The following is a 25,182-nucleotide window of genomic DNA, read 5'->3' as shown; positions in this document are numbered from 1 at the left end:
CACGGGGAACGTAAATGACCGGTCGCGAGCTTTTTCGATGTGACCACTTCGAGCCATCCCGCGAAAACGACGAACCGATGTACGTCCAGGTCGCCGAGTCGATCCGGAGGGATATCGAGGCGGGGCGCTTCCAGGTGGGTGCGTGCCTGCCCGGAAGCCGCTCGATGGCGATCGCCCTGGGGGTGTCGCGTACGGTCGTCCTGATGGCCTACGACCAGCTGGAAAGCGAGGGCTACCTGGAAACGCGTTCGGGCAGCGGCACTTACGTGAGCGCGCGCCCGCACGGCACGTCCGCACACGAGACGCTCGCGGAGGAACGGGCCGAGCCACCCGGGCGCCCGCGGCTGTCCCGCCTCGCCCTGCGAGCCGGGCTTCCGGACGCGCCGGAGGCGGACACGGCCTCGACCGGAGGCGATGTGATCGATCTTGCGCAGCCCCGCGTGAAGTCCGACCCCCGCAGCCTCAAGGCGTGGGTGCAGAATCTGATGGCGCTGCTGCGCCGTCGAAGCGCACCCGACTTCCCCGAACTGCAAGGTGCCGCCGACCTGCGCAGAGCCGTGGCCGGTTATCTGCGCGTCGAGCGCGCTATCGACGTCGATCCGGAAGACATTCTCATCGTGAGCGGTGCCCAGCAGGCGCGCGACCTCATCGCCCGCGTGCTGCTCGACGAAGGCGATGCCGTGGGTGTCGAGGAACCTTGCCACTGGAGCGTGCGCCACACCTACGAGGCGATGGGAGTGCGCGTCGTGCCCTGCCGGGTGGGGCCTCGAGGCATGGATATCGACGATCATGCCACGGCCCTGGACGGCGTTCGGCTGATGAACGTGTCGCCGTCCTTCCAGTTTCCCACGGGCGTGGTGATGAGCGAGGGGCGGCGCAGGGCCCTCCTGCAATGGGCCTATGCGCAGGACGCGTGCCTGGTGGAGGACGACTTCGACTGCGAACACCGTTTCGGCGTGCGCACCTGCGCGTCGCTGTGGTCGCTGGACCGCCACGGCCGGGTGATCCACGTGAGCAGCTTCGCACGCTCGATGTTTCCGGCGCTGCAGCTGGGCTACATGCTCATTCCCCGGTCCTTGCGCGAGCGCTTCCTCGGCATCAAATGGCTCGCCGATCGCGGCAGCATCTCGATGCAGCAGCACGTGCTCGCCGCATGCATCGCCAGCGGCCAGTACCTGCGCGACCTGCGGCGCATCGCACATGGCCTGGCTCCCCGCCACCGCGCCTTGCACGCCGCGCTGCACGTGCGCCTCGGCGACGCCATGACGGTGACGGGCTCGGTGGCCGGTGGATCGCTCTTCGTGCAGTTCCCACGATTGCCGCGGAGTGCCACGGGGTCATTGGTGGCCGAGTCGCTGGCGCGGGGGGTGCGCGTTCGTTCCGCCGAGCGCTTCCACCGGATTCCGCCGGATCATGTCACGCTGGTGCTCAGCTACGCCGGGATGCCCGAGACCAGTCTCAGGAGAGCCGGACAACGGCTCGCGGAAGCCTATCTGGCGATCGAGAGGTCGGACACAACCTCTCCATCGCCGTCAGGCTAAGGTGTCGGTCGGCTTCGCAAAGGGTGCGCGCGACAATGCTTTCGAGAATGCGTGGGGTCTTCGGACCTGTTTCTTGCCTGGTCACGCTGTTGTGGCTGGCATCGCCACTGTCGGCCCAGGCGCAACCTGCGGTGGTACCGACCGCGGCGGCATACGCCAGTTTCGACACGACGCCGGCGCACGACGCCCTGGTACGCCTGATCGGCGAAGCCCATGCGAACCAGGTCGACCTGCGCGCCGTGGCCCGGCCCCGGCAAGGCGACTTCTTCCGCATTTCCAGCCAGGACCGCCGCCTGGTCATCGAAGGCACGAGTCCCGCCACCCTGATCGCCGGCTTCGGCTGGTACCTGGCCTACGTGGCGCACGCCAACATCACGCTGGCCGGCGAACAACGGGATATTCCCGACACGTTGCCTCTTCCGGCGAAGCCGATCGTCCAGGAGGCGAACGGCCAGAACCGCTTCGCCCTCAACGACGTCGACGAGGGTTACACGGAACCCTACGCGAGTTGGGAGTACTGGGAACACAAGATCGACGTATTGGCATTGCACGGCATCAACCAGGTGCTCGTCTATCAAGGCCAGGAGAAAGTCTACGAAGAAGCCTTCCAGACATTCGGCTATGGCCGCGACGAACTGGTTCGCTGGATTCCGCAGGCGGCTCACCAGCCATGGTGGCTGCTGCAAAACCTGTGCTGCTCGCCGGAGCCGATCGCGCAGGGCGTCATCGACCGGCGGGCCGAGCTGGCCCGGAAGATGGCCGACCGGTTGCGCCAGCTGGGGATGATGCCGGTGTTTCCGGGCTTCTACGGCACGGTGCCACCGGGCTTCGCGAAACGTAACAAGGGCGCCCACGTGGTTCCCACCGGCGAGTGGGACGGCTACCAGCGGCCGGATTGGCTCGATCCGAACGATCCCTGGTTCGCCAGGGTCGCGGCCGAGTTCTACCGCGCGCAGACGGCGCTGTTCGGCGAAAGCCGGATGTACAAGATGGACCCGCTGCATGAAGGGATCGAAGGCGGCGACCACGGCGGCATCGATCTCGTCGCGGCCACGAAGGGCATCCAGGCGGCGCTCAACCGGGCCCATCCGGATGCCATCTGGGTGCTGCTCGGATGGGAAACCAATCCGCTCCCGCCGATCGTCGAAGGCCTGGACAAGTCCCATGCACTGATCGTGGACGGCGAATCCGAGGCCACCCTGGCCGATACCGACCGGGAAACCGAATGGAAGGACACGCCGTATGCCTTCGGCACGATCTGGAACTTCGGCGGACATACCAACATCGGCGCGAACCTCTCGGTGTGGAACGAGCGGTTCTGGCAATGGAAGAAGAAGCCCCGCAACGCGATGACGGGCGTGGCACTGATGCCGGAAGCCAGCGACAACAATCCGGCGGCGCTGGCCTTCTTCACCGAACTGGCATGGCGCAAGGAACCCGCGAACCTCGACGAATGGTTCAGGCAGTGGGCGTGGCGCCGGTACGGCGGTGCCAGACCCGATCCACATGCCGTGGCGGCATGGCATATCTTGCAGACCTCCGCCTACGACCTGCCGGCCACCTGGGACAGCAAGTACCAGACCGGGTATTTCGAACTGGCGCCAAGCCTGTATGCGCACACGCTGCCGCTGGACTATGCACCCGATCGCATCGAACATGCCCTGGCGGAACTGCTCCAGGTCGCTCCCGCGCTGCGCAACAGCAGCGCCTATCGTCACGACCTGACCGATCTCACGCGCCAGGCTCTCGCGGTGCGCAGCCGGGTCCTCCTGCCGGAGATCAATGCGGCATTCGAAGCCCGCGACAAGGCCGGATTCGATCGGCTCACCGCGCAGTGGCTGCACTGGATGCAGCGGCTGGACGCCGTACTGGGCACTAACCGGCAGTTCATGCTCGGTCCCTGGCTGGCTCGCGCCAAGACCTATGCGAAAACGCCCGACGAGTGGGCTGCGATCAACTACGACGCACGCTCGCTCATCACGATCTGGGGTCGGCCGGACGTCGCCGACTACGCCCGCCGCGAATGGCAGGGCCTTGTCGGCGACTATTACTACGCCCGATGGAAACTCTATTTCGACTCCCTGAAGAAAGCACTGGACACGGGTGGAAAAGCGGAGAGGATCGACTGGTACGCGTTTGGGGAGACATGGGCGCGCGGGCAAAAGGCGTACCCCACCGAGCCGAGCGGCGATATCCATGCGATGGCCGGGCAGATCCTGCGTGAACTCACGAAAGACCGCGATGCGCGGTTGTCTCAAGTTCGCTGACACTGCCTCTCCGATTCATCCTGCCGCAAGGAATTGCAAGGCAGACTCGATCCGGCAGTGATCCCTGTCACGCGTCTGTTAGGAGAAGATCCATGCGCCATTCCACCCTGTTGCTTGCCGCCTCCCTCGGCCTTGCCCTCACCTCGCAAGCCTTTGCTTCCGACCGGCCCGACCCGGGCAAGCTGACCAACCGCTGCCTGGACGCCGCCGCGGACAAGTTCGACGTGAAGAACGATTACATCCAGTTGCAGCCGATCAAGGCGGGCGATTCCGGCTATTCGATTTCCGGCACCGCCGATGCGGGTATCGATGGCAAGAAGAACTTCACCTGCCAGTTCGACAAGAAGGGCAAGCTGGCCAACCTCGTTCCCGAGGGCAAGTAAATAAGGCAGTCGTTGGCTGCGCGCAGGGCGCGGCCAACGACTGCGCGTTACCCGCGCTCACAGCATGCTGCGATGGCAAGACGTCGCCTTTTCGAACACGGTGATCCGGCCATTGGTGCAACGCGATCACCGTCGTGGTTCGCAAGATGCGGCTAGCAAGCGTTCGCCTTCTGGTTGATCGTTCGTGATGTGGACGATCCGGAGAGCACGCATGCAGGCCGACAGCAAACCCACCATCGTCCTCGTGCACGGCGCTTGGGTGGACGGAAGCGGCTGGCGTCCGGTCCATGACCGACTGATAGATGCCGGCTACAGGGTGGTCGTCGCACAGCATCCGCTCACCTCGTTCGAAGCGGACCTCGCCGCGGTCGAACGCATAGTGGCCCTGCAGACGGACCCCGTCGTACTGGTTGGCCATTGCTACGGCGGCGCGATCGTCACCGCCGCCGGTAACGATCCCAAGGTCAAGGCCCTGGTCTATATCGCGGCGCATGCGCTCGACGAGGGTGAGACGCCCCTCGATAACGATCGGCGATTCGTCAACGCCACCAGCCACGCCGGCAAGGACGTGCGCGAGACGACCGACGGCTTCCTGTATTTCGAACCCGCGATGTATATGGAAGACTACGCGGCCGACCTCGACCCTGCGACGGCCCGGTTCGAGGCCAACGCGCAGGTTCCCACGGCGCTAAGCGTCTTCGAGACGCCCGCGACACGACCGGCCTGGAAAGACAAGCCGAGCTGGTACATGGTGGCCGGCGCGGACAAGGTCCTGAGTCCCGACCTGGAGCGCATGTATGCCCGGCGGGCTCGCAGCGTCACCGTCGAAGTTCCGGGCGCCAGCCATGCCGTCTACCGATCGCGCCCGAAGGACGTCGCCGACCTGATCGAACGAGCCGCCAGGTCGGTGGCCGTCGGGCCCTGATCCCGCGGGGCTACAGGCAAGTTTGAAAGGAATGGACGGGCGCTCCGGTCTGCTTGTGTTCCTCCCAGGATGAAACGAAAGGCATTGCCATGACCAAAGCACGGCTCCGTGCCCGATCCCTCTTCGCCGTCGCCGCCCTCCTGATGGCGGGTGGCGGCTTCGCCGCCGAACGTCCGGCCAAGCCGCCGGTAGCATCGGTGGCGGACCAGGTCATGAAGACGCTGTCCGACGCCGACTGGGTCCGCGATGGAAAGGCCGACGCTCCCCGCATCGTGTATGCCTTCACGGATCCGAACTGCCCGTATTGCCATGATTTCTGGGTCGCGGCACAGCCCTGGGTAAAGGCGGGCAAGGTACAGATCCGCAATCTCCTCGTCGGGGTGATCAGCGAAGACAGTCCCAACAAGGTCGCATCCATCCTTGGCGCCGCCGATCCGTCCGCCGCCCTGACGAAGAACGAAACGACCTTTTCCCAGGGAGGCATCGCACCGGCCCCGTCCATTTCGCCGAAGATCCAGGGCCAGCTCGACCGGAACCAGATGCTCATGCTCGCCCTCGGCTTCCAGGGCACGCCGGGGATCATCACGACGGGACCTGACGGCAAGCTGGTGCGGCTCAACGGTCTGCCGCGGGACGGGAACCTGGAGGGTCTCTTCGGGCCCAAGTGAGTACGGCGTCCGGCTTGAACGGACCTTCGCGCCCGCGGCACAATTGCGACCGCTGGCGTCACTAAGCGATAGGAGTCTCCCCCATGACTTCGCCTGCCCGTTTCCTGATCGCGCTGGCTCTGGGAGCCGGCATCGTCGGACCCGCCTGGGCCCGCAAGGACGATCCGGCCACCCAGCTGGCCAACATCACCAAGGGTCGCGTCGCTGGCAAGCCGCAGCGATGCATCAGCCTTTCCGACGTCAACGATTCCCAGGTGATCGAGAAGACGACCATCGTTTACCGGGTCGGCAACACTTACTACGTCAACCAGCTCAAATCCGGAGCCAACTCGCTGGATGCCGACAACGTTCCGGTCACGCATACCTTCGGTTCGCAGCTGTGCGACATGGACACGGTGAACATGGTGGACCGGTACGGCGGCGGATCGCGCGGCTTCGCGATCCTCGGGCCGTTCGTTCCGTACAAGCCTGCCCCGGGAACGCCCTAGGCACGCCTGAGGAATAAGCGTGGTGCTCTGCCTGCGGGCGCATCGGCATGGAGGGACTCGTGGCGTAAATGATGCCAAAGTTGGCATGTACGGCCATATCGGCGCGTGCGCCGCCCGGGCAGACTCGGGGTTTTCGCCCAGCGCGCAGACGAGGTGCCGTTCCCTATGAAGCTCACTCCCGAACTCCATGTCCTGGTCCTCGTCGCCATCGTGACGGCCCTGATGTGGCTTCCGTACATGCTGGCGCGGATATTCACGCGCGGCCTGGTGAAGACGATGGCCAATCCCGATCCGTCGTTCAAGCCGGATCCGGCATGGGCCGAGCGGGCACGCCGGGCGCATGCCAATGCCGTGGAGAACCTCGCCGTGTTCGCCCCGCTGGCGATCGTCGCCGCGACGATCGGCGTGAGCACGCCGACCACGGTCATGGCGGCGAACATTTATCTCTGGGCGCGCATCGCCCATTTCGTCGTCTACACGCTCGGCATTCCCGTGCTGCGCTCGCTGGCATTCGCGGCGGGGTTCGCGGCGACGCTGGCGATGGCGGGGGCGATCCTCGGAGCGACCTAGGCGCCCGGCGGCAATGCCGGTATCGTCTTGAACGACGACGTTAGGATCGATTACGCCATGCGCATCCTGGTTCTCGCACTCGACGGCCTGTTCGATACCGGCCTTGCCGTGACGTTGGATGCGATGGACGTGGCGAACCACATCGCCGAGCGTGCCATGGGCGGCCAGCCGCGTTTCGACGTGTCGCTGGTCGGCGTGCGCAAGAAAGTCCGATCCGGCCAAGGCTTCACCGTTCCCGTCGAAGCCATCGATCCCGGCCTCACACCCGACTGGATCGTTCTGCCGGCGCCAAAGCCCGGGACGCCCGAGCAGTTGATCCGGCAACTCGGGCGGCCGGATGTCCTCGACGCCCGTGCGCAACTGCTCCGATGGCATGCACAAGGCGTCAAGATCGCCGCGTCCTGCATGGGCACGTTCCTCCTTGCGGAAGCGGGTCTCCTCGACCGCTGCGAGGCCACGACCACATGGTCGCTCGCGCCCCTCTTCCGCCAGCGCTATCCGCAGGTCGCGCTCGACGAATCGCGCATGCTGGTGCCCACCGACATCGGTATCACGGCGGGTGCGGCCATGGGCCACCTCGACCTGGCGCTGTGGCTGATCGGCAGGGCGAGCCCGGAACTGGCGTCCATGGTGTCGCGTTACCTGCTGGCCGATCTCCGTGCGCGACAGGCGCCCTACATCATCCCCAACCACCTGGCCATGGCCGACCCTCTCATCCAGCGTTTCGAGCGCTGGGCGAGGGACAACCTCAAGGGCGGCTTCTCGCTGCAGGAAGCCGCCAGCGCGCTTGCGACGAGTTCCCGCACGCTGCAGCGAAGGTGCGAAGCGATTCTCGGCAAGTCGCCGCTCGGTTATTTCCAGGACCTTCGCGTGGAGCGCGCGCGGTCGCTCATCCATGGCAGCAACATGGATGTGGATGCCATCGCGGCGGAGGTCGGTTACGAGGATGGCGCCACATTGCGCACACTGCTCCGGAAACGCCTCGGACGCGGCGTGAGGGAACTTCGCGCGGATCTCCGCTGAAGACCGCTACGGCAGCAACCAGTCGGCCGGCAGCGTTTCACGAAGGGTCTGCACGATGATCGCGTTCAACTGCTCGCCGGACGACCCGATGTCCTTGTCCGCGCGGTGGAGCGCGAGCCCAAGCGAGGGCAGTGCCGGCAGGCCGTAGGCCGGTGCATCCAGCGGCCTCACGGAAGCGGGCTTTCCCATGGTCGTTCGCAACGCGATGCCGAGTCCGGCGGCCGTCGCCGCCCAGAGACCGCCCAGGCTGGGGCTGACGAACGCGATGCGCCACGAGAGCCCGTGCCGGTCGAGTTGCTCGCAGGCGATGGTGCGCAGCAGGCAAGGTGCTTCGAGGGCGGCGAGCGGCAGCGGCTCGCCCTGGTCGGCGCGCCACATGGGCTCGGCATCGGCGGCACCGAGCCAGCAAAGGGGAAGCGAAGCGATGCGCTGTCCGGTCGTCTGCGCAGGGTCCATGTCCCACGCCAGGGCGAGGTCGAGCTGTCCCGAAGCGACCTTCTCGAGGAGTTCCGCGTTACGCGCGATACGTCCCTCGATGCGTACCTTCGGATGCGCGCGCGCGAAACGGCCGAGCACCCTCGGCAGCAACGTCTCGCCGAAGTCTTCCTGCAAGCCAAGCCGTATCCAGCCCTCCAGTTCCACACCGCGCACGGCGCTCACGGCCTCGTCGTTGAGTTCCAGCAAGCGGCGCGCATACGACAGCAGCGACTCGCCGCTGTCGGTGAGGGTGAGCCCCCGTCCGGCCTTGCGGACCAGCGACGTGCCGGTCTGTTCCTCGAGCTTCTTGAGTTGCGCGCTCACCGCGGACGTCGAACGGCCCAGCCTGTCGGCCGCCCGAGCGAAGGAGCCGGCGTCCACGCCTGTGACAAAGCTGCGCAGGGCATCCATATCGAGGTGGGTGGTTCGCATGAAATCGTCCCGTCTTTCAGGAATGTTTGTCCTGAATAATTCGATTGTCGGGATGATGGTGGCGCGCGATAGTGGGGGTGTCAAATCACTCGCCCTGGAAGCCGTCATGCCGTTCACTCGCGTATCGCTGCTGGCGGGTAAGTCCCCCGCCTACCTCGCCGCCATCTCCGACAGTCTCGATCGTGCGCTCGTCGAAGGGTTCGGGGTGCCCGAGGCGGATCGCTTCATGGCATTCGACCAGCTCCAGCCGGGCGAATTCGTGTTCGACCGTACCTACCGCGGCGGCCCCCGCTCGGACGACTTCGTCCTCTTCCACATCACCACCGGCAAGCGGCGCTCGCCCGCCACGAAGGAGCGCTTCTTCCAGGCGCTGGTCGCGCGACTGTCCGAGACACCCGGTATCCGTCCCGAGGACGTCATGGTGATCGTCGCCAACTCCGAATTCGAGGACTGGTCGTTCGCGTCCGGGGTGTCCGCCGCGGCTCCCGTCCCACCGGACGCCTGAAGGCTTCGGAGGTTTCCATGATCGCCATGCAGTACAGCTTCACCCTTCCGGCGGATTACGACATGTCGATCGTCGACAGGCGCATTCGCGACAAGGGCCCCATGCTCGACGGCTTTCCGCACCTGCGTTTCAAGGCGTACCTCGTTGCGCGGAAGGAAGACGGAGCGGTTTCGAGTGCCGAGAATCTCTACGCACCCTTCTACCTCTGGGACGAGCCGGAAGGGTTGAACGACTTCCTCACCGGACCCGGCTTCGCCACGCTCGCGCGCGATTTCGGCTGGCCCCCGGTACGGACGTGGATGGTGTGGCACGCCGATCTGGCTGCCGATCTTGCCACGGCGACGTTCGCGAGTCGTGCCATCGAAGCGATCAAACCCCATGCGGACCTCGCCGCGCTAAAGACCCGTACCGTTTCGGAAACGCGGGACGACGTACGCGGAGGCGCCCTCGCCACGGTCGTCGCGTTCGATCCGACGGCATGGACGTTGCTGCGGTTCCGGCTGTGGCGCGACCGCATCCCCGACGAAGGTTCCGCCGGCCAGTGCTACGAGGTGAGGCACGTCTCCAAACCCCACTCACCCGCGCAGCCGTTGTAGGAGCCGCTATAGCGGCTCCTACAGTGCGTGGCGGCCGTCAGGCGACGGCCGTGGGGTCCACCTGCCGGCAGGACTCGTCCATCGCCTTGGGATGGGTGCGGTCGCATGGCCGGTCGTCGACCACGGGCATCGCCTGCGGCGCGAGGCGCGTCACGATCTCCGCGCCGGCATGCAACGTCTTGCTCACCGGGCAGGCCTCGGCGACCGCCAGCAGGCGATCCCTCTGCGCCTGGGTGAGGTCGCCGTCCATGAAGACGTGGCGCTCGAAGATGTCGCGCGAGGTGACTTCGTCGCGGCGATGCGTGACCGACGCCTGCGCGTGGGCAAGCGGGAGGCCCTTGCGGCGGGCGTACATGCGTATCGTCATCACCGTGCATGCACCGAGCGCCGCACTGAGAAGATCATAAGGTGTCGGCCCGGAGGCCAGCCCACCCAGGTCAAGCGGCTCGTCGATGAAGAACGACGGCCCCTGGCCGTGCGCCCTCACCTGGAACGTGCCCTGCCCTGTTTCCTCGACAACCACCGGGTTCGACGCCATGACGCATGCTCCGTAGGGGGGATGACGGGAGATTAGCGCCGTCATGGCACCGGTGCACACGGGCCGACGAAATAAGCGATGCGCATCCCGAACGAAGGATTGTTGCCGGCCGGGCAACACCATGGTCCGCAACCGCTGGCTAGCGGGGTGACCGGGGCGTGCCTACTCTTCACGCATGGCATGCGTCGTATGAGGTGGGACCGTGAGGCAGGAACAGTCCAGTACTCGTCGAACTCTGCGGGCGGCACGCGACCAGGCCCTCGAAGTCGCCGCGGCGAAGGACCGGTTCGTCGTGGTCGCCGCGCACGAACTCAGGCAACCCCTGGCGGCCATGATGATGCAGGCCGACCTCATCCGGCGGCTGGGCACGCAGCGCGACGACGAGACGTTGCGCGAACTGGGCGACGAGATCCGCGCCATGGTACGCCGGCAGGCGCGACTGGTCGGCGACCTGCTCGACGTTTCCCGTGCGCGCGTCGGGAAGCTTCGTCTCGAGGTGCAACCGCTCGACCTGGGTGCGCTGGTGACGCGCGTCGCGCGCGCCATGGCGAAAACCGTGCCCTCCGTACGCCTGCGGCTCGACATCGCCCCGGCGGGCGCGTTGCCCTTCTGCGCCGACAGCGTCCGGATCGAGCAGATCGTCAGCAACCTCATGGAGAACGCCCTGAAGTTCGCGGGCGTCCATGGCGTCGTCGAGGTAAGCGTCGCCGCGGACGCGGGATTCGCACGGATCACCGTGGCGGACAACGGTCGCGGCATCGCGCCGGAAGCGGTCGAAGGGCTCTTCGAACTCTTCGGCCAGGAGGAAGACCGCCCGGAAGTGCCCGGCAGCGCCTGTGCGGGACTGGGCATCGGCCTTGCCCTGGTGAGCGAGCTGGCAAGCGCCCATGGCGGGCGCGTACGCGCATACTCGGAAGGCGTGGGCAAGGGAGCGGCCTTCAGCGTATGGCTGCCGCTGGCCCCCGCACGGTACGTACAAGCCTATGAAACAACGACCTGTTTAGATAGGCCGGCACCCCATTCCCAGGGCAGACGATCATGCAGCACATCCTCTTGCAGACCACCATTGAAGGCGACAGCGACGACTGGCATGTCGGGCGCTTTGGTCACCTGAAAGCGTTCCTGGAAGGAATCCGCGACGAGAACGGCGAACAGGCGTTCCGTGTCACCGCGCGCAATCGCGACCCCGTGGGCCGGAACGATTCGGTGCTCTCGCGTCTCGGCGAGTCCGGCTACCAGCAACTCTGGCTCTTCGCCGTGGACGTCGGCAACGGCCTCACCGGCGACGACTGCGCAGGCATCGGCCGGTTCCGCCGCGAAGGCGGCGGCCTGCTCGTCACGCGGGACCACATGGACCTCGGCAGTTCCATCTGCAATCTCGCCGGCATCGGCGCCGCCCACCACTTCCATTCGCACAATCAGGAGCCGGATACGAGCCGGCACTGCATCGACGACAATGTCACCACCGACATTTCCTGGCCTAACTACCACTCCGGCGCAAACGGTGACTACCAGCGCGTGGAGGCGGTCGGCGAGGTGCATCCGGTGCTGCGTGATCCCGGATCGGCCACGGGAGTGATCGAATTCCTTCCTTCGCATCCGCACGAAGGCGCTGTCGGTGCGCCGCCCGACGACCCGAGCAGCCGCGTGATCCTCAAGGGATGCAGCCAGTGCAGCGGCAGGGATTTCAACATCGCGGTGGCCTTCGAGCAGTCCGAGGCGGGCGGTCGCGCCATCGCCGAATCCACCTTCCATCATTTCGCCGATTACAACTGGGATACGTCGGCCGGTTGCCCGCCGTTCGTCTCGGAGGCGCCGGGCGACGGGCTGCTGCGCTTTCCCGAGGCGCTGAGGTCCACCAAGCGTTACGTACAGAACATCGCCTTCTGGCTGGCCGGCCGGGCGTAAATCACGAGGGACGAGGCATGAACATCGTAGTGGTGGGCGGAAGAGGACTCGTAGGGCGGAACATCGTCGAGCGACTTCGCGCGGAAGGTCACGAGGTATCGGCCGTCTCCCGCGCGACCGGCGTGGATGTCATCACCGGCCAGGGCCTGGCCGAGTGCATGGCCGGCGCCGAGGTCGTGGTCGACGTCACCAATTCCCCGACCTTCGACGACGAGGCGGCCTACGATTTCTTCCGCACGGCCATCGACAACCTGCTGACGGCGGAGATCGCCGCGGGCGTGAGGCATCACCTCACGCTCTCGATCGTCGGTACCGAGCGCCTGGAAGACAGCCACTACCTTCGCGGCAAGGCGCTGCAGGACCGCCTCATCAGGGCCTCCGGCATTCCGTTCACGATCGTCCACGCCACGCAGTTCTATGAATTCCTCGTCGCGATCATCGTCGATGCCGTACGCGACCAGACGGTCCGCCTCTCGCCGGCATACATCCAACCGGTGGCATCCGACGACGTCGCCGCACTGATGGCGTCGCTGGCGGTGGGCGAGCCGTTGAACGGTTCCATCGAGATCGCCGGGCCCGAGCGGGAACGCATGTCCGAACTGATCCAGCGTTTCGTCATCGACATGGAGGCACCCTGCGAGGTGCGGGCGGACAAGGCCGCGCCCTATTTCGGCGCGATACTCGACGAGCGCAGCCTCGTGCCCGGTGCGGGTGCCCGGCAGGCGCAGACCGGCTTCCAGCAGTGGCTCGAGCGCTCCGAGTTCGCGCGCGCGCGCTGGTAACGTCCTCCCTCACAGCTTGCTGTGCTCCACCTGGCGCTCGCGCTGCATCAGGGTCCATTCCGCGTGTTCGGTCAAGGCCGCGTCGCCCAGCGCGTGCAGGATCGCGCGTTGCCTGCCGGGATCGTCGGTGCGATCCAGCGCGGCGCGCGCGCTGGCGAAGATTCGCTGCATGAAGCGGTACTGGCGGATAAGCTCGCGATCGGCCTTGCGGTAGGCGTAGGCCTCGCGCACGGCGGCCACGATGGAGAGCACGGCCATGGCGGTCACCAGCGTCACCTTGGCTTCCAGGCCGAGCCGGGTCGCGAACACGGCGAGGAAAACGCTGATCCCTATGCCGCCCCAGAGGCTGACGTGTCCAACCGCCGCCGTGATGCGGTGAAGCGCGGTGCGCTCGGCCGTCTTCCGCTCGTAGTACTCGAGCTGCCCCGACGTACCCGACCGGCCCACCCATTCCTCGATGACTTCCTTCAGCGCCGCGTCGCCCGGTTCTTCCGGATGCGTCGACGGATACAGGCTGGCGGCGCGCATCACGTTGCGGATCCAGCCCAGCTCGATGTTCTGCTTCTGCAGGAAGTTGTCGTGGGCGAATTCGTGGTCCGCATCGGGCGCGATGCCGGCGCGGCGCCAGCACGACTGGATGCGCAGGCCCTCGGCCAGCGCGCGGTAATCGAGGTATTTGCGGTGCCAGCCGCGACGGCGTGCCAGCAGGGCCACCGCACCGCCCGTGGCGAAGAGCAGGAGGAAGAGATAAATCAGCGAGTCATGCGTGGGCACGTGGGCGTAGAACGTGAAGGCGATGCCCATCAGTGCCGCCACGGTATAGGTGATGCGCAGCGCCAGAAGCACGCGCTGTCGAAAGTGCACCGCCAGCCAGTCGGCCGCATGGAAAACCTGCTCGATCGTCGCCGTGGCGGCGCAGGGCGTGCCGTGGAGGGTCGCCGGCGCCGCCTCGATGCGCGCGGCGTGGCGACGGCATTCGAGGTTGAACTCGGCCATGCGCGCGAACATGAGCTCGAAATCCTCCGGCATGCGCGCGTGCATCGCCGGGTCGTCGCCGGTGCGCCATCCGGCGTCCAGAGGCAGCAAACCGCTGGCCAGGGCGCCGTCGCTGCGCGAGCACACGATATGGTAAAGCAGGCTTTCCGTGCCGCCACCGAGCACATGGCGCTTGTGCGGATGACGCACGACCAGTCCCGGCAACATGCCGGTGAGGTGGTACGAGACGATCTGTGCCGTTCCCCCGAAACCGCCGGCATCGTTGCCGTCCCATAACGCGAGCAGGACGTGGCAGTGGCTGGCGATGTAGACGCCGGCGGTGGCGTACTGACGGTCGCGCTCGATGCCCGGCGTGGCGATGACGTGGCGCGGCTTGTCCATGAGGCGCGGCAGCAGGACCACCTCCGCCTGGTCGCGCAACGCCTCGAAGGTGCGGCGCACGTCGGCATCGTCGAAGTCGTCCATGTACAGATCCGGGGGCAGCGGCAGCGGCGCCATGAGGCGCACGCCGCACGCGAGCGCCTCCCGTGCGACGAGCTGGTCGCCACCCTCGGCAAGCGACGACAAGAGCACGATGGGTACGCCGGAAAACCGCGCCTGCAAGCCGGTGAAGAAGCCACGGACGCGCTGGCGGATGCCCTCGAGCTGGCCGGGTGCGATATCGCGATGGCTCGTGACACCGACGACCAGGGGAATCATGGGAGCCTTCACGGCGGTCAGCTCGGCTTGATTCCTCCCTTCTTCGTGAGGTCCGCGCCGGGGACCGTCTTGGTTGGCTCCGACGGCTTGCTCTCGGCAGGAGCCGTCTGCTTGTCGGGTGTCTTGTCGGTGGGTGTATTGGCCATGGTGTTCTCCCGTGGATGTGGAACGGTCCTTACCGGTCTGTCGCCACCTCTCCCTCGGCGGCCATCAACTGGTGCCGGAAACCCTCGTTGGGGGGATAGTCGATACCGTGGTCGCGCAGGCTGGCCAGCAGCGCCGCGTCGCGGTAACCGTCGTCCCAGAGACGCCCGATCGACGATGCCGCTTCGGCGTCGCGCCCGAGGGCCAGCAGCGCCTGCGTCCGAAGCGCCAGCAGGCGCGGATCGGTCTCGCCGCTTCTTGTCGTCGCCATCGCGGCAAGCGCCTTTTCGCGCAACGCGCGCGCGACGCTGCCGTCGACCTCGGCGTCGGCCTGCGCAAGCCATCCGGCCGCCGTGGCAAGGAGGAGGGAACGATCGTCGGGCGCCTTCGCGAACAAGGGAGCCAGCATGCGCGAGGCGGCGGCGGCCTGGCGACGGGCCCCCGCCCTGTCGTCGACGGCGCGAAGTTGCGCCGCATGTTCCGTCAACGTTTCGGCGTACTCGCGCCGCCATGTCGCGTTCTCCGCATCCATGCCGGTGAGGCGCGCGAAGATCGCTTCCGCCTTCGTCGTCAGGCGGCTGGCCGCCAGCAGGTCGCCGTCGAGCCGGCGCAGACGCGCGAGCTGCGTGCCATACAGCGCGACCTGCTCCTGCGCCTCGGCATTGCTGGCGTCCATCGCCGTCAGCGACGTCGCGATATCCACGGCACGCTGCAGCCGCTCCATGCCGGAGGCCGGATCCCCCACCAGCGCCTGTGTGCGACCGAGGATCGCATGCGCGGTCAGCAGCCGGCCGAGGCGGTTGGCGTCTTTCGGCGCCTCCGCGGCGAGCCGTACCTGGATGCGTTCGTCCTCGGCGTACTTCCGCATGGCTTCCGCCAGGTCGCCGCGCAGCAGGGCCAGCTTGCCGAGGTTGCTGTAGGCGGAGCCGAGCGATTCGCTCCATTCCGCATTGCCGGGTTGTGCCGCCACGAGGCGTTGCATCGACCTGAGCATGCGCCGGTACTGGGCGTCCGCTTCGTCCAGTCGTCCCTGCGCCTCCAGCACGTAGCCGATGTTGTTGTCGATCAGCGCCAGCTGGAACGCGATCTCGAGGTCGGCCGGCGCGTATCCCGCGGCGCGCTCCAGGATCGACTTCGCCGAAGCGAAGGTGGCCTGTGCCTCGATGAGCTTTCCTTGCCGCCAGTACACCAGGCCGACCAGGGTCTCGACCTCGGCATGCGCGAGATGGTGCGCGGCATCGGGCGTGGTCGCTGCCAGCTTCGCCGCGATGGCGAGGGCGGCCTGGTAGGACGTCATCGCCGCGGCCAGTTGCCCCTGGTCCAGACGGACGCTGCCGATCTTCTCCAGTGCCTTCACGCGCTGCGCGAGGGCCCGGTCGCCGAGATCCTCGTCGGATCGTGCCTGGAAATAAGCCATCGCCTTGTCGTCCACCGCCGCCATGATGTCGAGACGGGAAACCTGGGCGAGCTTGTCGTTGAGATCGCCGAGCATGAAGGCGACCAGGTCTTCGGCCTCCTTCTGCCTGCGTTGCGCGGCGTCGCGCGCCACGAGCGCCGCGACCGCCAGCGCGCCGGTGATGGCCGTGACGAAAAGGGCGACGGCGGAAAAGATCATGGCGCGGCGTGCGCGGCGCTGGTAATCGCGTCGTTTCAGCACGTCGAGATCGAGGCCGAGCATGCCGGCGACGATCCGGCACTTCGCTTCGGCCCGTGTGTCCTTGCCCGGCCTCACGTCGGCGGCGACGGGTTCGACGGTCTCTTCTTCGAGAGCGCCGTCCTTCCGCCAGCGCGTGCGCAACGCGGGAGCGAAGCATTCCTCCGCTTCCTTTCCGGGCACGAGGCTTGCGTTAGGCTCGCCGGAAACGATCAGGCAACAGATGCGCTCGCCACGGCCCAGCTTCCTGAAAGCAGCCACTTCCTCGTTCACCCAGTGCGACGTCGCGGCGCTGGGCGAGCAGACGACGAGCAGGCTCGCGGATTCCGCCAACGCCTCGTTGACCTTGCCGCCGAGATCGCCCGCCGTCGCGAGTTCGTCGCTGTCGCGGAAGATGGGGGCGAGCCGTCGCGGCACGGGCCCGAAGGGCGTGCACCGCCCCACCAGGCGTCGCGGCACCACGTAACCTTCCAGCGCCTTGTGCAGCCACCGTGCCCAGGGTTCGTCCCGGTGGCTGTAGCTGAGGAAGGCGCGATACCGGAATGCCGGTACCGCTGGAATCTGGGCCGTCACGCGAGGTACTCCCCAAGCACGCGGGTTTCCTGCGCGGGCTACGCTAGCACCAATAATGTGATGCGTGTCACGTTTTCACGAGGTTTTCACATGCACGACAGAGGGTTACGCACCCGTTAGCGCCCGGCCGGCCAGGCTCGCGAGTACGGACCGTCCCCGGTTTGGCGGGAACCGTGTCGATTTTCGGGTCGACCGTTCGACGCATAGTCAGTACCCCCAAGTGGTGATGCCAATGACCCTGAAGCTTTACGCCCATCCGTTCTCGTCCTACTGCCAGAAGGCCCTCATCGCCTTCTACGAGAACGGCACGCCGTTCGAGTGGAAGATGCTTTCGCCGGAGCATCCGGAAATTTACGCGGAGTTCGCCGAACTCTGGCCGCTGAAGCGGTTCCCGGTGCTGGTCGACGGCAAGCGCACCATCACCGAGGCCACCTGCATCGTCGAATACCTCGACCTCTACCATCCGGGGCCGGCCCCGATGCTCCCCGCGGACCCCAGGGAGGCCCTCGAGGTACGGCGCATGGATCGCTTCTTCGACAACTACATCTCCACGCCCCAGCAGAAAGTCGTCTTCGACGCGCTGCGGCCGGAAGGCCGGCGCGACAGACAGGGTGTGGAGGATGCGCGGGAGATGCTGGAGCTGGCCTATGCCTGGCTGGACACGTACATGGCCGGGCGCGAATGGGCCGCCCTGGACCGCTTCACCCTCGCCGACTGCGGTGCGGCGCCTTTCCTCTTCTACGCCGACTGGACGCACGCGATCGATCCGCGCTTCGAACACGTGCATGCCTATCGCCGGCGCCTCCTCGCACGCCCCTCGTTCGCACGCGCCGTGGACGAGGCCCGCCCCTTTCGTGCGTTCTTCCCCCTCGGCGCGCCCGACCGCGACTGATACCAAGGAGACAACCGAATGAGCAGCCAACCCCTTGTCCCCGCCGCCGAGCTGGCGGCGCGCAGCACACTTCGCATTCCCAACGAGAGCGTCGATTACCGGAAGGCGCGCACGGCCCTGCTGGCCGAGGAGATCGAATTGCGCCGGCATATCGAGCGGGTGGCCGAGATGCGCCGTGCACTGCCTCCCGGTGGCGAAGTCCGCGGCGACTATCGTTTCGTCGGCGTGGATGGACCGGTGGATCTCGCCGGCCTGTTCGGCGACAAGCCAACCCTCGCCACGTACAGCTGGATGTTCGGCCCGCAGCGCGACCGCCCCTGCCCCATGTGCACCTCGTTGCTGAGCGCATGGGATGGACAGGCGCGCGACATCGAGCAAAACACGTCACTGGCGGTCATTTCACGCTCGCCCATCGAACGGATGGTCGCTTTCGCGAAGGAGCGTGGCTGGAGACACCTGAAGTTGTACTCGGATGCCAACGGCAACTTCAGCCGCGACTACTTCGCCATCGGCAAGGAAGGCGGTGACGAGCCCGCCTTCAACGTCTTCACCCGCCGCGACGGCACGATCCGGCACTTCTGGTCCGGCGAGATGGACGGCAACACGATGGACCCGGGACAGGATCCGCGCGGCGCGCCCGACCTGATGCCGTTGTGGACGGTGATCGATTGCCTTCCGCAGGGACGTTCGCCGACGTGGTATCCGAGCCTCGACTATCCGGCGCCGTAAATCCTTCCGGATATCGGCTTTGTGTGGGAGCCGCCGTCATCCTGTAGGAGCCGCTATAGCGGCGAGGAAACCTCGCGACGGCCTCGCAAGCCGGCTCTCGCCGCTATAGCGGCTCCTACAAGGCCGCCGCGGCTCTCAGCGCAGCTGACTGTCCTTGCTGCCGCGGCGGTTGTAACCGCTGAAGCGGGCCTCCTCCCGGTCGGCCGCTTCCTGGCAGGCGACGCACAGGCGCACGCCCGGCACGGCCTGGCGCCGTGCCTCGGGGATCGGCTTGTCGCACTCCTCGCAGCGTTCGAGGCTCGGTCCCTTGGCCATGCGGCTGCGCGCGCGCTTCACCGCGTCTTCCACGGTGGCGTCGATCTGGTCTTGTACGGCGGTATCGCCCGCCCATCCGGTAGCCATAATGGGAAAGATAGTGGCAAACCATTGGTTTTAAAGGTGTGACGAGGGGGAACCCGTTGCGGGCAGCCATGGAATACCCCCTGCACGGCACCTGCCCTCAGCGTGGCTCGTCGTAAAGGCCAAGTTCGGTGATACCCGGTTGTTTCCCGCGCACGCTCAGCCTGACGCGTCTTGTGGCAGTCCGCTGGAACTCGTGGAACTGATAAGGCGCGGGCTTCGTTCCGGCGACGAGTTCCACCCACCCGCCATCACGCTCCACCTCCACCTTGTAGGACGCGATGCGGCTCGTGTCGCCATAGCCTTCGGCATGCAGAGGTTCGACGATCGAGAGCGTGTTGAACGAAACGGGTTCGTCGAAGCGCACCTCGATCCAGGCGTCTTCCTTGCCGCGATCCGCCAGCCAGTAACTGCGGAAGTTGTCGTCGAAGGCCTGGTCGGGTCCGACGGCCTCGTCGCTCGCGCTGGCCCAGGCCGGCCTGCCGGCGGCGAGATCGGGGGTGGTGATCGTGACGGAACGGCCGATCTTCGGCGCGGGCCCCGTGTTCTTCCAGAGCCGGCCGATTTCCGCCAGGCGCGCCACCGCGTTGTCGTCGAAACGCCCGTCGCGGTTCGGCGCCACGTTGAGGATCAGGTTGCAGTGGTTCTCGTTGAACGGCTTCAGCCAGTCCTCGACGATCGTCCGCGCCGAGGCCAGCTCCGAGGTGGGATAGGCCTTCTTCCAGAACCAATCGCTTTGCAGCGTGGTGCCGGATTGCGACGGCACCGGGCTGTCGGGCGGAATCTTCTGCCCGGCATGCTGCTCGTATTGCTTGATGTCCGTGTAGTAAAGCGCCGTGCCGGGGTAGCTGCCCGCGTTGTGATCGGTGAGCAGGCAGTCCGGCTGCAGCGACTTCACCAGGTCGTAGATCTCGCGGTATGGCAACTCGGCATAGGAGATGCGCGACCACGACGCGTTCCACCCGTCGAGGATCAATGCCGTGAGCGGACCGTAGCCGGTCAGCAGCTCGGCGATCTGCGCCTTGATGAGCGCGATCTTCTCCGGGGTGACCGTGCGTGCGCGGATGTCCTGGCGCAGATCGAGGATGGAGAAATAGAGACAGACCCCGAGTCCCGCCTTGCGGAACGAATCCACGTACCGACGCACCACGTCGTGCGGGTACGAGGACTGCATCACGTTTGCGCTGCCGGTTTTCGTGGGCCAGAGGCAGAAGCCGTCGTGGTGCTTGGTAGTGAGGCAGGCGTAGCCCATGTTCGCGGACTTCGCCGCGCGCGCCCACTGGTCCGTATCGAGGTGCTTCGGATCGAACAACGTCGGCGACAGTGTCGGGTCGCCCCATTCGCGTTCCTCGAACGTGGCCATGTTCAAGTGGATGAACATGCCGAAGCGCAGGTCGAGGAACGCCTGCTGGAGGGTACGCAGGCGTTCCGGGTCCACCGCCACGTGCCGCTTCGGCGACGCGGCGACCGTCGTCGCCACCGTTCTCGCGACGGGCCACAGGCCGCCGCCGATCGCGGCCGTCGCCGCCAGTGCCTTCGCGAAGTCGCGCCGGTTCACTTCGCCACGGCCTTGACCGCGGCGATGAGCCGGAGGGACGGATCGATGCGCTTGGAGCGGGACATGGTGCTCTCCTTCAGTCTTCCTGTGAACGCTTGTGCTGCGGATCGCCCGAGCCCGTCGTGACGGGCTCCTCGGGCTTCGGCCCTTCGCCGTGGGTGGGATCGCCGCTGCCGGTGGTGGGATCGTCGTACGTGTCGCGCTCTTTCATGGGCATGACCTCCGTCGGAGCGGCAAAGTCTGCCGCGGCAAGCATTCAGGTGGCGTCGCACCGCGTCCGTCGCGTATGGGCACGCGGGAGCGCGACGCGGTACGCTCGTCGACCATGACCTCGACCCCTTCCCTGCCCCCCGACGCCATCGCCGAGGACGAGACGGTCGAGTGTAGCGAATCCGCCCGCCGCTGGACGCTCGTCGCCGCCATCGTGGGTTCGGGCATGGCCTTCGTCGACGGCACCATCGTCAATGTGGCGCTGCCGGCCATCCAGCAGGCGCTGGACGCCACGACGGCCGACACCCAGTGGGTCATGGAAGCGTACGCGCTGCTGCTCTCCGCGCTGATCCTCGTGGGTGGCGTGCTCGGCGACCGCTTCGGGCGCCGGCGCGTGTTCGTCATCGGCACGGTCGTATTCACGCTCGCCTCGATCGCATGCGCCGCCGCGCCCACCGTCGGCGCGCTCATCGGCGCACGCGCGGTACAGGGTTTCGGTGCCGCCCTGCTCGTGCCTGGCAGCCTGGCCTTGATCAGCAGCGCGTATCCGAAGGAGCGCCGCGGCGCCGCGATCGGTACCTGGTCGGCCTTCAGCGGCATCACCGCGGCCGCCGGGCCGGTCATCGGCGGTTACCTCGTCGAGTACGTGTCGTGGCACTGGGCGTTCCTGATCAATCTTCCGCTCGGTATCGCGCTCATTGCCGTATGCCTGTGGCGCGTGCCGGAGAGCCACGGAGCGCATGCGGGGCGCCTGGACCTCGGCGGCGCGCTGCTCGCCACCGTCGGTCTCGCCGGTGTGGTGTTCGCACTCATCGAGGCACCGCAGCAGGGCTGGACGTCGGTGCCGGTGCTCGTCGCCGCGGGCGTCGGCATCGCGGCGCTGGTCGCGTTCATACCCGTCGAGCAGCGCTCTTCCACACCGATGCTTCCCCTTTCGCTGTTTCGCAATCGCGACTTTTCGGCGGCGAACGCGCTCACCCTGCTGCTCTACGCCGCGCTCGGCGGCAGCCTGTTCTTCGTGCCGCTCAACTTCATCCAGGTGCAGGGGTATGGCGCGACGGGCGCCGGCGCGTCGTTGCTGCCGATCATCGTGATCATGTTCTCGCTGTCGCGCTGGACAGGACAGCTCGTCGACCGCGTGGGCGCGACGCTGCCGCTCGTGGTCGGACCGGTGATCTCGGCCGTCGGCTTCCTCCTGTACGCCGTGCCCGGCGTGGGCGACAACTACTGGACCACCTTCTTCCCCGCCAGTTGCGTGCTCGGACTCGGCATGAGCATCGTGGTGGCACCGCTCACCACCACGGTCATGAATGCCCTGTCGCCGGACCTCGCGGGCACCGCCTCCGGGGTGAACAACGCGGTGGCGCGCACGGCGGGCCTGCTCGCCATCGCCGTCTTCGGCGTCATCCTCACGCAGGCCTTCGACACCACTCTCGCTGCGCGGCTTGCCGAACTCGCCCTGCCCGGCGACGTCATGAATCAGATTGCCGCGCAGAAACCCAAGATGGCCGGCATCGAGGTGACGGATCCCGCGGCCCGGCGCGCCATCGCCGACGCCTTCGTGGCGGGCTTTCGCGCGGTGATGCTGGTATCGGCGGGACTCGCCGTGCTGTCGGCCATCGTCACGGCTCTCGCCCTGAAAGGCGGCGTCAGAACCAAAGACGAATCCCGGCCACCCAGCGACGATCGGTGACGCGACGGCCGTTGCCGCGGGCGAGGCCGGCCGTGCCGGCTACGAGGTGGTCCCATGCGATACCTACGTACGGCGCGATGGAGCGGCGAATCTCGTAGCGCAGGCGCAGCCCGCCCTCGAGGCTGGAGACGCCGGAGCGAATGCCGCGTCGAAGATCGTCCTTGCCGTAGGCGTTGACCTCGAGTTCGGGCTGGAGGATCAGGCGCTGGGTGAGCAGCAGTTCGTACTCCACGCGCACGCGCGCCGCCGTTCGTCCGCCGCTACCGGCATAGGCGGTGGCTTCCACCTCGAACCAGTACGGCGCGAGGCCTTGCAGGCCCAAGGCGGCCCAGGTCCGCTTCGGCCCCTCGCCCACGTCGCGGCGAACGCCAAGTTGCGCATCCCAGAATGGCGCCACGGCATGGCTCCAGAAGGCTTCGACGTCGCCGTCGCGCGGACGGCCGCCTTCGCGCTCGCCCTCGCTGCGCAGCCAGAGCTTGTCCGTGTCGTTGCCGTACCAGCCCTCGGCTTCCCACGACTGACCGTGCCCTCCTTGTCCGGCGAACGACTCGAGCCGGTCGAGCAGGAGCATGCCGACGGGTGCCGCGTCGTCCATGTCCATCATGTCCATGCCGTGCATCGAAGACGCCACCCCGTCGGACCAATCGCCGCTGCGTGCGCCTGCCGGCGCCTCGTGGGCGGCGTGTTGCATGGCCGAGTGGTCCATGCCCTCCATCGACTGCGCGAAGGCCGCGCAGGGAACGAGCGCCAGAATGAGGATCGCGGCGCACCTCACGACACCACCACCTCGCGGAACATGCCTGCTTCCATGTGGTAGAGCATGTGGCAGTGGAAGGCCCAGTGTCCCGGGTTGTCCGCGGTGACCGCATAACTCACCTGCTGTGCCGGCTGTACGTTCACCGTATGCTTGCGCACCTGGAACGCGCCGCCCGGCGATTCCACCTCGCTCCACATGCCATGCAGGTGGATCGGATGGTTCATCATCGTGTCGTTGACGAGGCGCAGGCGTAGGCGCTCGCCCTGCCGGAAGTGCATGGGTTTCGCCTGCGAGAACTTCAGGCCGTCGAACGACCACGCGTAGCGCTCCATGTTGCCGGTGAGGTGCAGCTCGATGGTGCGGGCGGGCTCGCGTGGGTCGAGCGCGCCTCCCACCGTGCGCAGATCGGCATACGTGAGCACCCGATGCGTGCGCTCGCGAAGGCCGACGCCGGGGTCGTCGAGGTTCGTGCGCGGCATGTCCACGCGCATGTCGACACCTGGGCCGTATTCCGTGCGTGCGTGACTGGCCATCGCCATGGCGCCATGGTCGCCTGAGTCCTCGGCCATGCTGCCCATCATGTCGCGCATCGCGAGGCGCCGGCGGGTATCGAGCGACGGCACTGCCGCGCTCATGCCCGTGCGCGGAGCCAGCGTGGCGCGCGCGTAACCGGAGCGATCGATGGATTGGGCGAAGATCGTGTAGGCGCGATCTTCGGTGGGTTCAACCAGCACATCGTAAGTCTCGGCAGCCGACAGGCGCAGCTCGTCCACTTCGACCGGCAGCACGTCCTGTCCGTCGGCGGCGATCACACGCAGGCGGAGCCCTGGGACGCGCAGGTCGAAGATCGAGTTCGACGAGCCATTGATGAGACGCAGGCGCACGCGCTCGCCCGGCCGAAAGAGCCCCGTCCAGTTCGCGGCGGGCGTGTTGCCGTTGACCAGATAGGTGTAGCTGGCCGCCGAAATATCGGCGAGATCGGTGGGATCCATGCGCATCCGGTTCCACATACGCCGCATGGCCATCGCGTCGTCGAAACCTTTCGCACGGGCATCGCGCAGGAAGTCGGCCAGCGTGGGGCGGCCGTAGTTGTACATGCCGCTGCGTGAGCGCAGGTTCGCATAGATGCGCTCCGGGTCCTCGTCGCTCCAGTCGCTGATGAGGACGACGTGCTCGCGATCGGCGGGGTAGCGTTCTCCGTCCCGGGGCTCGATGACGATGGCGCCGTAAAGGCCACTCTGTTCCTGAAAGCGACTGTGGGCGTGGTACCAGTAGGTGCCCGACTGTCGCACGGCGAAACGATAGGTGTGGCTGCCGCCCGCCGGTATGCCGTCGAAGCTCAACCCCGGTACGCCGTCCTGGTCGGCCGGCACGATGAGGCCATGCCAGTGAATGGACGAGGTGACGTCGAGCCCGTTACGCACTAGCAGACTGACCATGTCGCCCTCCTTCCAGCGCAGGACCGGACCGGGAACACCGCCGTCGACCGTCACCGCCGTACGCGCACGCCCGGTGAAGTCCACCGCCGAACGACCGATGTTCAGGTCGAATTCGCTGCCGGAAAGCTCGCGCATGCGCGGCATGGAGGCGGTTGCTACTGCGGGACGAACCACGCCAAGACCCGCGCCGACGCCGGCAACGATAAGTCCCTGTATGAACCGGCGTCGTGACAGGTGGATGGAATGGGCGTCGTCGTGCATGGCGCGGAGCGTAATGAAACCGTCCCCTATGCGACAACTCTGGACTAGGCTCTATCAGCCTTGCCCGCGGGGGAC

General features: G+C 66.8%; 26 protein-coding genes. 16 read left to right on the top strand and 10 right to left on the bottom strand.

From position 1 onward, the window contains the following. Positions 1 to 77 precede the first annotated feature (77 nt). The 8 genes from pdxR (at position 78) to HBF32_RS14640 (ending at position 7,865) form a co-directional block, all read left to right on the top strand. Positions 78 to 1,541 (top strand): MocR-like pyridoxine biosynthesis transcription factor PdxR, encoded by a 1,464-nt coding sequence (gene pdxR, locus HBF32_RS14675; RefSeq protein ID WP_240147845.1) that lies wholly within the window; start codon positions 78 to 80, stop codon positions 1,539 to 1,541. A 47-nt stretch (positions 1,542 to 1,588) separates the two neighbouring features. Continuing rightward, positions 1,589 to 3,808, top strand: coding sequence for an alpha-N-acetylglucosaminidase (locus tag HBF32_RS14670; protein ID WP_166700336.1), 2,220 nt, complete (start codon positions 1,589 to 1,591; stop codon positions 3,806 to 3,808). Positions 3,809 to 3,900: 92 nt separating this feature from the next. Next, a complete protein-coding gene (locus HBF32_RS14665) occupies positions 3,901 to 4,191 on the top strand; it encodes a hypothetical protein (RefSeq protein ID WP_166700335.1) in 291 nt (96 codons plus the stop codon). Positions 4,192 to 4,402: 211 nt separating this feature from the next. Continuing rightward, positions 4,403 to 5,116, top strand: coding sequence for an alpha/beta fold hydrolase (locus HBF32_RS14660; protein ID WP_205287742.1), 714 nt, complete (start codon positions 4,403 to 4,405; stop codon positions 5,114 to 5,116). A gap of 89 nt (positions 5,117 to 5,205) precedes the next feature. Further along, positions 5,206 to 5,784 (top strand): thiol:disulfide interchange protein DsbG, encoded by a 579-nt coding sequence (gene dsbG, locus HBF32_RS14655; RefSeq protein ID WP_166700334.1) that lies wholly within the window; start codon positions 5,206 to 5,208, stop codon positions 5,782 to 5,784. Positions 5,785 to 5,867: 83 nt separating this feature from the next. Further along, the gene (locus HBF32_RS14650; protein WP_166700333.1) at positions 5,868 to 6,272 is read left to right on the top strand and encodes a hypothetical protein; all 405 of its coding nucleotides are present in this window, start codon (positions 5,868 to 5,870) and stop codon (positions 6,270 to 6,272) included. A gap of 165 nt (positions 6,273 to 6,437) precedes the next feature. Further along, positions 6,438 to 6,842: an MAPEG family protein gene (locus HBF32_RS14645; RefSeq protein WP_166700332.1), complete on the top strand. Its 405-nt coding sequence runs from the start codon at positions 6,438 to 6,440 to the stop codon at positions 6,840 to 6,842. Positions 6,843 to 6,899: 57 nt separating this feature from the next. Further along, a complete protein-coding gene (locus tag HBF32_RS14640) occupies positions 6,900 to 7,865 on the top strand; it encodes a GlxA family transcriptional regulator (RefSeq protein ID WP_166700331.1) in 966 nt (321 codons plus the stop codon). Positions 7,866 to 7,871: 6 nt separating this feature from the next. On the opposite strand, the gene HBF32_RS14635 is transcribed toward HBF32_RS14640, so the two are convergent. After that, positions 7,872 to 8,774 (bottom strand): LysR substrate-binding domain-containing protein, encoded by a 903-nt coding sequence (locus tag HBF32_RS14635; RefSeq protein ID WP_166700330.1) that lies wholly within the window; start codon positions 8,772 to 8,774, stop codon positions 7,872 to 7,874. 106 nt (positions 8,775 to 8,880) lie between these two features. Between HBF32_RS14635 and HBF32_RS14630 the strand changes: the two genes are divergently transcribed. Both HBF32_RS14630 and HBF32_RS14625 read left to right on the top strand, forming a co-directional pair. Beyond that, entirely contained in the window at positions 8,881 to 9,279 is a 399-nt protein-coding gene (locus HBF32_RS14630; RefSeq protein ID WP_166700329.1) for a tautomerase family protein, read from the top strand. A gap of 17 nt (positions 9,280 to 9,296) precedes the next feature. Beyond that, positions 9,297 to 9,875 (top strand): DUF4865 family protein, encoded by a 579-nt coding sequence (locus tag HBF32_RS14625; protein ID WP_166700328.1) that lies wholly within the window; start codon positions 9,297 to 9,299, stop codon positions 9,873 to 9,875. A 37-nt stretch (positions 9,876 to 9,912) separates the two neighbouring features. Here the strand turns inward: HBF32_RS14625 and HBF32_RS14620 are convergent, their stop codons facing one another. Next, entirely contained in the window at positions 9,913 to 10,413 is a 501-nt protein-coding gene (locus tag HBF32_RS14620) for an OsmC family protein (RefSeq protein WP_166700327.1), read from the bottom strand. 202 nt (positions 10,414 to 10,615) lie between these two features. On the opposite strand from HBF32_RS14620, the gene HBF32_RS14615 reads away from it, so the two are divergent. From HBF32_RS14615 to HBF32_RS14605, 3 genes are read left to right on the top strand one after another with little or no spacing between them, the layout of a single operon-like run. After that, positions 10,616 to 11,527: an ATP-binding protein gene (locus tag HBF32_RS14615; RefSeq protein WP_166700326.1), complete on the top strand. Its 912-nt coding sequence runs from the start codon at positions 10,616 to 10,618 to the stop codon at positions 11,525 to 11,527. Then, positions 11,452 to 12,321, top strand: coding sequence for a hypothetical protein (locus tag HBF32_RS14610; RefSeq protein WP_166700325.1), 870 nt, complete (start codon positions 11,452 to 11,454; stop codon positions 12,319 to 12,321). The genes HBF32_RS14615 and HBF32_RS14610 overlap by 76 nt, the downstream gene beginning before the upstream one ends. Before the next feature lie 17 nt (positions 12,322 to 12,338). Next, positions 12,339 to 13,103, top strand: coding sequence for an SDR family oxidoreductase (locus tag HBF32_RS14605; protein ID WP_166700324.1), 765 nt, complete (start codon positions 12,339 to 12,341; stop codon positions 13,101 to 13,103). 9 nt (positions 13,104 to 13,112) lie between these two features. Here the strand turns inward: HBF32_RS14605 and HBF32_RS14600 are convergent, their stop codons facing one another. The 3 genes from HBF32_RS14600 to HBF32_RS14595 are packed head-to-tail and all read right to left on the bottom strand — an operon-like array spanning position 13,113 to position 17,169. After that, on the bottom strand, positions 13,113 to 14,798 hold the full coding sequence (locus tag HBF32_RS14600; RefSeq protein WP_166700323.1) for a hypothetical protein: 1,686 nt from the start codon (positions 14,796 to 14,798) through the stop codon (positions 13,113 to 13,115). Between the two features lie 17 nt (positions 14,799 to 14,815). Continuing rightward, entirely contained in the window at positions 14,816 to 14,944 is a 129-nt protein-coding gene (locus HBF32_RS19525; protein ID WP_275690421.1) for a hypothetical protein, read from the bottom strand. 29 nt (positions 14,945 to 14,973) lie between these two features. Next, complete coding sequence (locus HBF32_RS14595; protein WP_338039791.1) at positions 14,974 to 17,169, bottom strand: TIR domain-containing protein; 2,196 nt, start codon at positions 17,167 to 17,169, stop codon at positions 14,974 to 14,976. 232 nt (positions 17,170 to 17,401) lie between these two features. On the opposite strand from HBF32_RS14595, the gene HBF32_RS14590 reads away from it, so the two are divergent. After that, positions 17,402 to 18,061, top strand: a complete 660-nt coding sequence (locus tag HBF32_RS14590; RefSeq protein ID WP_166700322.1) for a glutathione S-transferase family protein — start codon at positions 17,402 to 17,404, stop codon at positions 18,059 to 18,061. An 18-nt stretch (positions 18,062 to 18,079) separates the two neighbouring features. Then, positions 18,080 to 18,790 (top strand): DUF899 family protein, encoded by a 711-nt coding sequence (locus HBF32_RS14585; protein ID WP_166700321.1) that lies wholly within the window; start codon positions 18,080 to 18,082, stop codon positions 18,788 to 18,790. A gap of 135 nt (positions 18,791 to 18,925) precedes the next feature. On the opposite strand, the gene HBF32_RS14580 is transcribed toward HBF32_RS14585, so the two are convergent. The 3 genes from HBF32_RS14580 to HBF32_RS19520 form a co-directional block, all read right to left on the bottom strand. Further along, entirely contained in the window at positions 18,926 to 19,192 is a 267-nt protein-coding gene (locus tag HBF32_RS14580) for a DksA/TraR family C4-type zinc finger protein (protein ID WP_166700320.1), read from the bottom strand. Positions 19,193 to 19,289: 97 nt separating this feature from the next. Then, complete coding sequence (locus HBF32_RS14575; protein ID WP_205287741.1) at positions 19,290 to 20,747, bottom strand: alpha-L-fucosidase; 1,458 nt, start codon at positions 20,745 to 20,747, stop codon at positions 19,290 to 19,292. Positions 20,748 to 20,823: 76 nt separating this feature from the next. Beyond that, on the bottom strand, positions 20,824 to 20,958 hold the full coding sequence (locus HBF32_RS19520; protein ID WP_275690420.1) for a hypothetical protein: 135 nt from the start codon (positions 20,956 to 20,958) through the stop codon (positions 20,824 to 20,826). Between the two features lie 114 nt (positions 20,959 to 21,072). Between HBF32_RS19520 and HBF32_RS14570 the strand changes: the two genes are divergently transcribed. Then, on the top strand, positions 21,073 to 22,650 hold the full coding sequence (locus HBF32_RS14570) for a DHA2 family efflux MFS transporter permease subunit (protein ID WP_166700319.1): 1,578 nt from the start codon (positions 21,073 to 21,075) through the stop codon (positions 22,648 to 22,650). On the opposite strand, the gene HBF32_RS14565 is transcribed toward HBF32_RS14570, so the two are convergent. Beyond that, positions 22,607 to 23,425, bottom strand: coding sequence for a copper resistance protein B (locus HBF32_RS14565; protein WP_338039790.1), 819 nt, complete (start codon positions 23,423 to 23,425; stop codon positions 22,607 to 22,609). The two genes, HBF32_RS14570 and HBF32_RS14565, sit on opposite strands and share 44 nt — an antisense overlap. Beyond that, a complete protein-coding gene (locus HBF32_RS14560) occupies positions 23,422 to 25,107 on the bottom strand; it encodes a copper resistance system multicopper oxidase (RefSeq protein ID WP_166700318.1) in 1,686 nt (561 codons plus the stop codon). Before HBF32_RS14560 ends, HBF32_RS14565 begins: the two co-directional genes overlap by 4 nt. Between the last annotated feature and the right edge of the window lie 75 nt (positions 25,108 to 25,182).

Source organism: Luteibacter yeojuensis (genome assembly GCF_011742875.1).
GTDB classification, from domain to species: Bacteria; Pseudomonadota; Gammaproteobacteria; order Xanthomonadales; family Rhodanobacteraceae; genus Luteibacter; species Luteibacter yeojuensis.
The sequence above is the reverse complement of the archived record's forward strand: the minus strand, read 5'-3'. Positions and strand labels throughout refer to the sequence as shown.

Coding starts and splice junctions, on each gene's coding strand:
- pdxR (WP_240147845.1), top strand. CDS start 78: ATGTACGTCCAGGTCGCCGAGTCGATCCGGAGGGATATCGAGGCGGGG.
- HBF32_RS14670 (WP_166700336.1), top strand. CDS start 1,589: ATGCGTGGGGTCTTCGGACCTGTTTCTTGCCTGGTCACGCTGTTGTGG.
- HBF32_RS14665 (WP_166700335.1), top strand. CDS start 3,901: ATGCGCCATTCCACCCTGTTGCTTGCCGCCTCCCTCGGCCTTGCCCTC.
- HBF32_RS14660 (WP_205287742.1), top strand. CDS start 4,403: ATGCAGGCCGACAGCAAACCCACCATCGTCCTCGTGCACGGCGCTTGG.
- dsbG (WP_166700334.1), top strand. CDS start 5,206: ATGACCAAAGCACGGCTCCGTGCCCGATCCCTCTTCGCCGTCGCCGCC.
- HBF32_RS14650 (WP_166700333.1), top strand. CDS start 5,868: ATGACTTCGCCTGCCCGTTTCCTGATCGCGCTGGCTCTGGGAGCCGGC.
- HBF32_RS14645 (WP_166700332.1), top strand. CDS start 6,438: ATGAAGCTCACTCCCGAACTCCATGTCCTGGTCCTCGTCGCCATCGTG.
- HBF32_RS14640 (WP_166700331.1), top strand. CDS start 6,900: ATGCGCATCCTGGTTCTCGCACTCGACGGCCTGTTCGATACCGGCCTT.
- HBF32_RS14635 (WP_166700330.1), bottom strand. CDS start 8,774: ATGCGAACCACCCACCTCGATATGGATGCCCTGCGCAGCTTTGTCACA.
- HBF32_RS14630 (WP_166700329.1), top strand. CDS start 8,881: ATGCCGTTCACTCGCGTATCGCTGCTGGCGGGTAAGTCCCCCGCCTAC.
- HBF32_RS14625 (WP_166700328.1), top strand. CDS start 9,297: ATGATCGCCATGCAGTACAGCTTCACCCTTCCGGCGGATTACGACATG.
- HBF32_RS14620 (WP_166700327.1), bottom strand. CDS start 10,413: ATGGCGTCGAACCCGGTGGTTGTCGAGGAAACAGGGCAGGGCACGTTC.
- HBF32_RS14610 (WP_166700325.1), top strand. CDS start 11,452: ATGCAGCACATCCTCTTGCAGACCACCATTGAAGGCGACAGCGACGAC.
- HBF32_RS14605 (WP_166700324.1), top strand. CDS start 12,339: ATGAACATCGTAGTGGTGGGCGGAAGAGGACTCGTAGGGCGGAACATC.
- HBF32_RS14600 (WP_166700323.1), bottom strand. CDS start 14,798: ATGATTCCCCTGGTCGTCGGTGTCACGAGCCATCGCGATATCGCACCC.
- HBF32_RS19525 (WP_275690421.1), bottom strand. CDS start 14,944: ATGGCCAATACACCCACCGACAAGACACCCGACAAGCAGACGGCTCCT.
- HBF32_RS14590 (WP_166700322.1), top strand. CDS start 17,402: ATGACCCTGAAGCTTTACGCCCATCCGTTCTCGTCCTACTGCCAGAAG.
- HBF32_RS14585 (WP_166700321.1), top strand. CDS start 18,080: ATGAGCAGCCAACCCCTTGTCCCCGCCGCCGAGCTGGCGGCGCGCAGC.
- HBF32_RS14580 (WP_166700320.1), bottom strand. CDS start 19,192: ATGGCTACCGGATGGGCGGGCGATACCGCCGTACAAGACCAGATCGAC.
- HBF32_RS19520 (WP_275690420.1), bottom strand. CDS start 20,958: ATGAAAGAGCGCGACACGTACGACGATCCCACCACCGGCAGCGGCGAT.
- HBF32_RS14570 (WP_166700319.1), top strand. CDS start 21,073: ATGACCTCGACCCCTTCCCTGCCCCCCGACGCCATCGCCGAGGACGAG.
- HBF32_RS14560 (WP_166700318.1), bottom strand. CDS start 25,107: ATGCACGACGACGCCCATTCCATCCACCTGTCACGACGCCGGTTCATA.